The sequence below is a fragment of the Streptomyces sp. NPDC059142 genome (genome assembly GCF_042755665.1).
In the GTDB taxonomy this organism is placed as follows: Bacteria; Actinomycetota; Actinomycetes; order Streptomycetales; family Streptomycetaceae; genus Streptomyces.
In genome coordinates this window covers 2355-11594 of sequence record NZ_JBHZDA010000105.1, presented here as the reverse complement: position 1 = coordinate 11594, position 9240 = coordinate 2355, and the positions used below count along the sequence as shown (strand labels likewise).

Here is a 9240-nt window from a genome sequence, read left to right as displayed (position 1 = left end):
GGGTGCCCCCCGCGGCGGTGTGTGTGCCCGGGGTGGGGGGCGCGCTCGAGCGCGAGGGGGCCCCGCCCGTGGCCTTCCGCCCGGCCGTCAGCCGCCGTAGGCGCCCGACGCCGTCAGCCGCAGCGCCGTGTCGATCAGCGGCACATGGCTGAACGCCTGCGGGAAGTTGCCCACCTGGCGCTGGAGCCGGGAGTCCCACTCCTCGGCCAGCAGCCCGAGGTCGTTCCGCAGCGACAGCAGCTTCTCGAAGAGCTTGCGCGCCTCGTCGACCCGCCCGATCATCGCCAGGTCGTCGGCCAGCCAGAACGAACAGGCCAGGAACGCGCCCTCGTCGCCCTCCAGACCGTCGACCCCCGCGTCCTCGCCGGACGTCGGGTAGCGCAGGACGAAGCCGTCCTCGGTGGACAGCTCGCGCTGGATCGCCTCGATCGTGCCGATGACCCGCTTGTCGTCCGGCGGCAGGAAGCCCATCTGCGGGATGAGCAGCAGCGACGCGTCCAGCTCCTGGGAGCCGTACGACTGCGTGAAGGTGTTCCGCTCCTTGTCGTACCCCTTCTCGCAGACATCGTGGTGGATGTCGTCGCGCAGCTCGCGCCAGCGCTCCAGCGGCCCGTCCGCGTCGCCCGACTCGATCAGCTTGATCGTCCGGTCGACGGCGACCCACGCCATCACCTTGGAGTGGACGAAGTGGCGGCGCGGACCGCGCACCTCCCAGATGCCCTCGTCGGGCTGGTCCCAGTGCTTCTCCAGGTAGCGGATCAGTTTGAGCTGGAGGACGGAGGCGTAGTCGTTGCGCGCCAGACCCGTCATATGGGCCAGGTGCAGCGCCTCGGTGACCTCGCCGTACACGTCGAGCTGGAGCTGGTGCGCGGCCCCGTTGCCGACCCGGACCGGGCCCGAACGCTCGTACCCCGGCAGCCAGTCCAGCTCGGCCTCGCCCAGCTCGCGCTCGCCCGCGATCCCGTACATGATCTGGAGGTTCTCCGGATCGCCGGCCACGGCGCGCAGCAGCCACTCGCGCCAGGCGCGGGCCTCCTCACGGTAGCCGGTGCGCAGCAGGGACGAGAGCGTGATCGCGGCGTCGCGCAGCCACGTGTAGCGGTAGTCCCAGTTGCGGCTGCCGCCGATCTCCTCGGGGAGCGAGGTCGTCGGCGCGGCCACGATGCCGCCGGTCGGCGCGTACGTCAGGGCCTTGAGCGTGATCAGCGAACGGATCACGGCCTCGCGGTAGGGGCCGTGGTACGTGCAGTGCTCGACCCACTCGCGCCAGAACTCGGAGGTCGCCTCCAGGGAGCCCTCCGGGTCCGGCAGCGCCGGCGGCTGCCGGTGCGAGGGCTGCCAGCTGATCGTGAACGCGATCCGGTCGCCCGGTGCCACGGTGAAGTCGGAGTACGTCGTCAGGTCCTTGCCGTGCGTCTCCGCCTCGGTGTCCAGCCAGACCGAGTCGGGTCCGGCGACGGCGACCGTACGGTTGTCCACCTTGTGGACCCACGGCACGACGCGCCCGTAGCTGAACCGCATCCGCAGCGCGGAGCGCATCGGCACCCGGCCGCTGACGCCCTCGACGATCCGGATGAGCTGCGGCGCGCCGTCACGCGGCGGCATGAAATCGGTCACCCTCACGGTGCCGCGCGGCGTGTCCCACTCGGACTCCAGGATCAGGGAGTCCCCGCGGTAACGGCGCCGGGTGGCCCGTGGCGGCACCGAGCCCGCGGGATGCGCGGGCCCCAGTCGCCAGAAACCGTGCTCGTCGGTTCCCAGCAGAGCCGCGAACACGGCATGCGAATCGAAGCGGGGCAGGCACAGCCAGTCGACTGTGCCGTCCCGGCAGACCAGGGCAGCGGTCTGCATGTCTCCGATGAGTGCGTAATCCTCGATGCGCCCGGCCACGTGCATCTCCAGTCGAACGGCCACGTCCGCCCCGCGGGGCGCTTACTGCGGTCAAGGGTCGTTGACGAGCTGGTTTTCCGGGAAATCGGGCGGGGGTGGTGCCGTTTGCCGGCCGCACTCGGCAGCGAATGTTTGAGCAGGATACGACGCACGTCGGGGTTCCGCGTCACGGTCGGAAGAAGAGCGGAAGAAGAGCGGTCCGCCGAACGAGTGGGTTCGTCGGGACGAGGGGGAAAAAGTGTGACGAGGGGGAAAGGGGAGGCATCGCGGCGCGACGCGTGGCCGGAAGCGACCTCCTGTCGTCGCTGTTACCCTGGTAGCCCGTGGACCGGTGGACTCCCTGCACAGCACAGAGACCCCGAAACCGCAGCGACGGCAGTCCCTTCGCCTCTCGGTCTGGGACACCGGCACGCACCTCGAACCGCGACCACGGGAGCCCCCTCTTGGCCATGCCGACACGATCCTCGACATCCTCGACGACCAAGCACATCTTCGTCACCGGGGGTGTCGCTTCCTCCCTCGGCAAGGGCCTGACCGCCTCCAGCCTGGGCGCGCTGCTGAAAGCGCGCGGTCTGCGGGTCACGATGCAGAAGCTCGACCCGTACCTGAACGTCGACCCCGGGACGATGAACCCCTTCCAGCACGGTGAGGTGTTCGTCACGAACGACGGCGCCGAGACCGACCTGGACATCGGCCACTACGAGCGCTTCCTCGACGTGGACCTCGACGGCTCGGCCAACGTCACCACCGGCCAGGTCTACTCGCAGGTCATCGCCAAGGAGCGGCGCGGCGAGTACCTGGGCGACACCGTCCAGGTCATCCCGCACATCACCAACGAGATCAAGCACCGCATCCGGCGGATGGCGGCCGGTGAGGTCGACGTCGTCATCACGGAGGTCGGCGGCACGGTCGGCGACATCGAGTCGCTGCCGTTCCTGGAGACCGTCCGCCAGGTCCGCCACGAGGTGGGCCGGGACAACGTCTTCGTCGTCCACATCTCGCTGCTGCCGTACATCGGCCCGTCCGGCGAGCTGAAGACCAAGCCGACCCAGCACTCGGTCGCCGCCCTGCGGAACATCGGTATCCAGCCGGACGCGATCGTGCTGCGCGCCGACCGCGAGGTGCCGCTCTCCATCAAGCGCAAGATCTCGCTGATGTGCGACGTGGACGAGGCGGCCGTGGTGGCCTGCGTCGACGCCAAGTCGATCTACGACATCCCCAAGGTGCTGCACACCGAGGGCCTGGACGCCTACGTCGTGCGCAAGCTGGACCTGCCCTTCCGCGACGTGGACTGGACGATCTGGGACGACCTGCTGGACCGCGTCCACAACCCGGACCACGAGGTCACCATCGCGCTGGTCGGCAAGTACATCGACCTGCCGGACGCGTACCTCTCCGTGACGGAGGCCATCCGCGCGGGCGGCTTCGCCAACCGGGCGCGGGTCACGGTGAAGTGGGTCACCTCGGACGACTGCAAGACCCCGGCCGGCGCCGCGAAGCAGCTCGGTGACGTCGACGGCATCCTGATCCCGGGCGGCTTCGGCGAGCGCGGCGTGACCGGCAAGGTCGGCGCGATCCAGTACGCCCGCGAGCACAAGGTGCCGCTGCTCGGCATCTGCCTCGGTCTCCAGTGCATCGTCATCGACGCGGCGCGCAACCTCGCGGGGATCCCCGAGGCCAACTCGACGGAGTTCGACTCCGGCACCGCGCACCCGGTGATCTCCACGATGGAGGAGCAGCTCGCCTACGTGGAGGGCGCGGGGGACCTGGGCGGCACGATGCGGCTCGGTCTCTACCCGGCGAAGCTCGCCGAGGGCTCGATCGTCCGCGAGGTGTACGAGGACCAGCCGTACGTGGAGGAGCGCCACCGTCACCGCTACGAGGTGAACAACTCCTACCGCGCGGAGCTGGAGAAGAAGGCCGGTCTGGTCTTCTCGGGCACGTCCCCCGACAACAAGCTCGTCGAGTACGTCGAGTACCCGCGCGCCACGCACCCCTACCTGGTCGCCACCCAGGCCCACCCGGAGCTGCGGTCCCGGCCGACGCGTCCGCACCCGCTGTTCGCCGGGCTCGTGAAGGCCGCGGTCGAGCGTCGTGAAGGGCTCCGTCAGGAGGCGGGCGAGCCGGTGGCCGCGCGGTCGTAAGGCACGTCACAGGCGATACGGTGGGAGCCGGGGTACGGCCCGAGTTCGGGGTCCGTGCCTCGGTTTCCGCTTGTGTACCACCGTGGGAGGACGCTGCCATGACCATCAAGGACACCCCTGAGGAATGGCGGGTCACCGCGACCACGACGCCCTTCCGCGGCAACAAGACCAGTGTCCGCACGGATGATGTGGTCATGCCCGACGGCACGGTCGTGAAGCGCGACTACCAGGTCCACCCCGGCTCCGTCGCGATCCTCGCCCTGGACGCCGGGGGCCGGGTCCTGGTGCTGCGCCAGTACCGCCACCCCGTACGCCACAAGCTCTGGGAGATCCCGGCCGGACTGCTCGACGTGCCGGGGGAGAACCCGCTGCACGCGGCCCAGCGCGAGCTGTACGAGGAAGCGCACGTCAAGGCCGAGGACTGGCGGGTGCTCACGGACGTCTACACGACACCGGGCGGCTGCGACGAGGCGGTACGGATCTTCCTCGCCCGGGAGCTGTCCGAGGCGCAGGGCGAGCGCTTCCAGGTCTCCGAGGAGGAGGCCGACATGGAGCTGGCCCGGGTGGACCTGACCGAGCTGGTGCGGGGCGTGCTCGCGGGCGAGCTGCACAACAACTGCCTCGCGGTGGGCGTCCTCGCGCTCACCGCCGCGCTGGCGGGGGACGGCGTGGAGGCGCTGCGTCCGGCGGAGGCGCCGTGGCCGGCGCGGCCGTTCGTGGCCTGACCCCGACGCCTGCTCCCTGACGCCTGATACGCAGGCCTGATTCATCCTCTGATCCGAAGAAAAGCTGATCCGATCGGGGGATGCACCGGCCGCGCTCCCCCTGTTCCGTCGCAGAGAGTGAACTACGCTCGAACCGTCCGTGCGGAGACCCGCCGGGCTCGGATCGTGCGCAGGCGGACGGAGCGTGGCCCGTGACGGATCAGGCGGTGGACGTGAGTGGCCCCGGCCGTGCGCGAGCGAAGAAGCCCCCGGAGCCGGGGGCGGGCGCGGCCGGGCCCACCGAATCCGACGCACCGTCGGCCAAACGCCGCGGCCGGGCCACCTCGGCCGCGAAGAAGAAAGGTACGGCCCGGGTGACCGTCCCGGAGGGTCCCGAGGATGTGACCGATGTCGTGAGCGGTACGGAGGGCGGCGACCCCGAGCCACGCCCGGCCACCCGGCCCGCCCGCGCCCGGCGGAAGGCCGCGGCTCCCCGCAGGGCCCGCCCCAAACCGCCCGACGCGGCCCCCGCGGAGCCGGAAGCGGGGCCGGAACGGGAAGCGGGACCGGAACCGGAACCGGCCGTGACGGTCACGGAGGCGCCCGAGCCGGCCGCGGTGCCCGCGCCCGCGGCGGAGGCGGACGTCGTGGCGGTGCCCGAGCCGGAAGCGGACGTCGCACCCGAGCCGGAGGCGGAGCGCGCGCCCGAGGTCACGGCCGCGCCGGAGGCCGAAACGGACGCCGTGGTCGCATCCGCCCCCGAGCCCCCGGCCACGCCCGACCCTCCGGCCGAACAGGAGTCCGAGGGCGCGACCGCGCCCGGACCCCTGGCCGAAGCGGAAGCCCCGGCCGCCCCCGAACCCCCGGCCGCCCCCGCCCCCGAGCCCCCGGCCGCCCCCGCCCCTCAGGCTGACCTCGAACCTCAGGCTGACCTCGACCCCGAACCCCCGGCCGAACCCGAGTCCGAACTCCAGGCGGAGCCCGGACACCGGGCCGAGTCCGGGCCTCCGGCCGAGCCCGCTCCCGAACTCCCCCTCGTCCGCGCGGTCGAAGCGTCCTCGGAAGCGCAACTGGTCGTCTCCGGAGGCGAGTTCTTCGGGCGGCTGCGGGAACTCAAGGCGCTGCACGGGGACATCGAGCGCGCCGGGCTCAACACGATCTCCGGGCGGAAGGAGCCCCGCGCGCGAGTGCTGCTGATCGCCGGGCGCCCCGGGGCCGGGCGGACCTCGCTCGCGCGGGAGCTGGCCCGGCAGTTGCGCGACGGATATCCGGACGGGATCGTACGGACCCGGCTCACCGGGTCCGACGGTGAGCCCGTGCCCACCGAGCGGACCGCCCGCGAGATCCTCGGCGCGTTCGGTGTCGCCACCCCGCCCGGCGCGGGGGAGGACGAGCTGTCCGGGATGGTGCGCGAGGCGCTGGGCGCCCGCCGGGTGCTGCTGCTCCTCGACGACGCCGCCGACGCCGGGCAGGTCGACCCGCTCGTACCGGACAATCCGGACTGTCTGGTCGTCGCCGTCTCGCAGGGGCCGCTCACCGGGATTCCCGACGTGCGCCCCTGCACCCTCGGCGGTATGGACACCAAGGCCGCCATCGAACTGCTCACACGGTTCACCGGCGCCGTACGGATCACGGTGGACCCGCAGGCCGCCGAGTCGCTGACCGAGGAGTGCGGCGGTCAGCCCGCCGCGCTCGTGCTGGCCGGCGGCTGGCTCGCGGCGCGCCCCATGGCGTCGGTCGCCGATGTCGCCAAGCGGCTGCGCGCCGTGCCGCCCGACCCCGAGTGCCCGGTCGGCGCCCGTCCGCTCGCCCGCGCCTTCCGGCTCGTGTACGAGAGCCTGCCGCCGACCGCCGCCCGGATGCTGCGGCTGCTCGCCCTCGCGCCCGCCGGGATCACCGACGCGCACACCGCCTCGGCGCTGGCCGGCTGCTCCATGCAGGACGCCGCCGTCCTGCTGGACGACTTCGCCGAGCGGGGGCTGCTGCGCACCGCCGACGACCGGACCGCCCGGCAGGGCGTGGCGCCGTACCGGCCCGCACCCGGCCGCGCGGCCGTCGACCAGTACGTCGTCCCGGGCTGTCTCGTCCCGCTGCTGCGCCCCCTGCTCGCGGAGGACCGCCCCGCCGAGGTGCAGCTCGCCCGCGCGCGGATGCTGGAGCGGACCGTACGGCTGCTCCAGTCCTGCCGCGCCGTCACCGACCCCGAAGGGTCCCCGGCCCGCAGGCGGCTCGCCGGGCTGCCCAGCGCGCTGCGCTTCCCGCACGCCGCCGCCGCGGCCGAGTGGCTGTACTCCCGGCAGCCCGCCCTGCTGGCGTCCGCGCGCCTCGCGGTCGCCGACGGCGAGCTGGACACACTGGCCCGTCGGCTGGTCGCCGCGCTGGTCCGGGCGCTGGCCGCGCACCGGGGCACGGAGGCCGCGGCGCCCGAGCTGTACGGGCTCCACCAGCTCGTCCTCGACATCGCGGAGCGCCATGAGCTGTACCGCGAGCAGGCCGCGGCCCTGCTGAACATCGGCGATCTGGACGCCAGGACCGGCCGTACGCACGACGCGCTCGCCCGCTACCGCGCCGCGCTGGACGCCGGCCGCGCCGCGAACGATCTGTATGCGACCGGCCGCGCCATGGAATCCCTGGGCGGGGCCCATCAGGACCTGCGGGACTGGCAGCGCGCCGCCGACTGGTACGGACGGGCGCTCTCCCAGCGGCTGAGCCGGGGCGAGCGGGCCGACGAGGCGCGGCTCTACGGCCGCCTCGGCACCGTCCACACCTACGCGGGCCGCTACGGCGAGGCGCTGCGCAACTGGCGCGCCGCCATCGCGATCCACCGCAGGCTGGGCGATCCGGCCGGACAGGCGCGAGCGCTCAGCGAGGCGGCCCGGGTCCAGGAGTACGCGGGCCGGCCGCAGGAGTCGCTCCGTACCTGCCAGGAAGCGGTCGAGTGGGCCAGGATCGCGGGGGATCTGCGGCTCCAGGCGGCGCTCCAGCTCCGGGTCGCGGACACCCTGGACCGGCTGGGGGATCCGGCGGCGGCCCGGCTGCACCGGGCCACCGCGGATCGTCTTCTCCTGGAAACGGAGGGAAACGCCTACGAAATCCGCAGCGCTTCCGTCGAGGACTGATGCTTTGTAAGGCTAGACAGCAGGAAATCCTTCATTAGACTGGCTTTGCCGCATACGTCAGCGGTGCCTTCCCGTGTGCCACGCGTGCCCGGGTATGTATGGGATTGCTCCCGGAATCTCCGCGGAATCCCCCGAGCCAAGGACCGTGATCTGCCGTGTTGGTCGGTATCCCCCGCGAGGTCAAGAACAACGAGTTCCGGGTGGCCATCACCCCCGCCGGAGTGCACGAGCTGGTGCGCCAGGGACATCAGGTCGTCATCGAGCGGGGCGCCGGCATCGGCTCCTCGATCGCCGACGGCGAGTACATCGCGGCCGGCGCGCGGATCCTGCCCACCGCCGACGAGGTCTGGGCCGTCGCCGACCTGCTGCTGAAGGTCAAGGAGCCGGTCGCCGAGGAGTACCACCGGCTCCGCAAGGACCAGACCCTCTTCACCTACCTGCACCTGGCCGCGTCCCGCGCCTGCACCGACGCCCTGCTGGAGTCGGGCACCACCGCCATCGCGTACGAGACCGTCGAGACCGCGCGCCGCGCGCTCCCGCTGCTCGCCCCGATGTCGGAGGTCGCCGGGCGGCTGGCGCCGCAGGTCGGCGCCTATCACCTGATGCGTTCGGCCGGCGGGCGCGGTGTGCTGCCGGGCGGTGTGCCCGGTACGGCGGCGGGCCGCGCCGTGGTCATCGGCGGCGGGGTCTCCGGCTGGAACGCCACCCAGATCGCCGTCGGCATGGGATTCCACGTGACCCTGCTCGACCGGGACATCGACAAGCTGCGCGAGGCCGACCGGATCTTCGGTACCAAGGTCCAGACCATCGTCTCCAACACGTTCGAACTGGAGAAGGCGGTGACCGAGGCGGACCTCGTGATCGGGGCCGTACTGATCCCCGGCGCGAAGGCGCCGAAGCTCGTCACCAACGCGCTCGTCGCCCGGATGAAGCCCGGAAGTGTACTTGTCGACATTGCGATTGATCAGGGCGGCTGCTTCGAGGACTCGCGTCCCACGACCCACGCCGAACCGACCTTCCAGGTGCACGACTCGGTCTTCTACTGCGTGGCCAACATGCCCGGCGCCGTACCGCACACCTCCACGTACGCCCTGACCAACGCCACGCTGCCGTACATCGTGGAGCTGGCGAACCGCGGCTGGGCCGGTGCGCTGCGCCGGGACCCGGCGCTCGCGAAGGGGCTCAACACCCATGACGGCCAGGTCGTTTACCGCGAGGTGGCCGAGGCGCACGGGCTGGATCACGCCGAACTCGGCACCGTTCTCGCCTGACGCGTCAACCCGCTCCGTCAACTTCGCGCCCCCCGGCGGGCAACACAAGGGGGGGGGGGGCCCCAGGGGAGGGGGGGAACCGGGGGGGGCCCCACCCCCCCAACCACCAACC

General features: G+C 72.3%; 5 protein-coding genes. 4 read left to right on the top strand and 1 reads right to left on the bottom strand.

Features of this window, described 5'->3' with window-relative positions; translation table 11 throughout:
* Window positions 1-87: 87 nt before the first annotated feature.
* Complete coding sequence (locus ACFXPK_RS27955; RefSeq protein ID WP_385006255.1) at window positions 88-1896, bottom strand: glycoside hydrolase family 15 protein; 1809 nt, start codon at window positions 1894-1896, stop codon at window positions 88-90.
* 443 nt (window positions 1897-2339) lie between these two features.
* Here ACFXPK_RS27955 and ACFXPK_RS27950 point away from each other — a divergent pair, with 443 nt between their 5' ends.
* The 4 genes from ACFXPK_RS27950 (at window position 2340) to ald (ending at window position 9128) form a co-directional block, all read left to right on the top strand.
* On the top strand, window positions 2340-4034 hold the full coding sequence (locus tag ACFXPK_RS27950; protein ID WP_385006251.1) for a CTP synthase: 1695 nt from the start codon (window positions 2340-2342) through the stop codon (window positions 4032-4034).
* Window positions 4035-4132: 98 nt separating this feature from the next.
* Complete coding sequence (locus tag ACFXPK_RS27945) at window positions 4133-4759, top strand: NUDIX domain-containing protein (protein WP_385006249.1); 627 nt, start codon at window positions 4133-4135, stop codon at window positions 4757-4759.
* 1049 nt (window positions 4760-5808) lie between these two features.
* The gene (locus ACFXPK_RS27940; protein WP_385079793.1) at window positions 5809-7857 is read left to right on the top strand and encodes a tetratricopeptide repeat protein; all 2049 of its coding nucleotides are present in this window, start codon (window positions 5809-5811) and stop codon (window positions 7855-7857) included.
* Between the two features lie 155 nt (window positions 7858-8012).
* Entirely contained in the window at window positions 8013-9128 is a 1116-nt protein-coding gene (ald, locus tag ACFXPK_RS27935; protein ID WP_385007603.1) for an alanine dehydrogenase, read from the top strand.
* Window positions 9129-9240 lie beyond the last annotated feature (112 nt).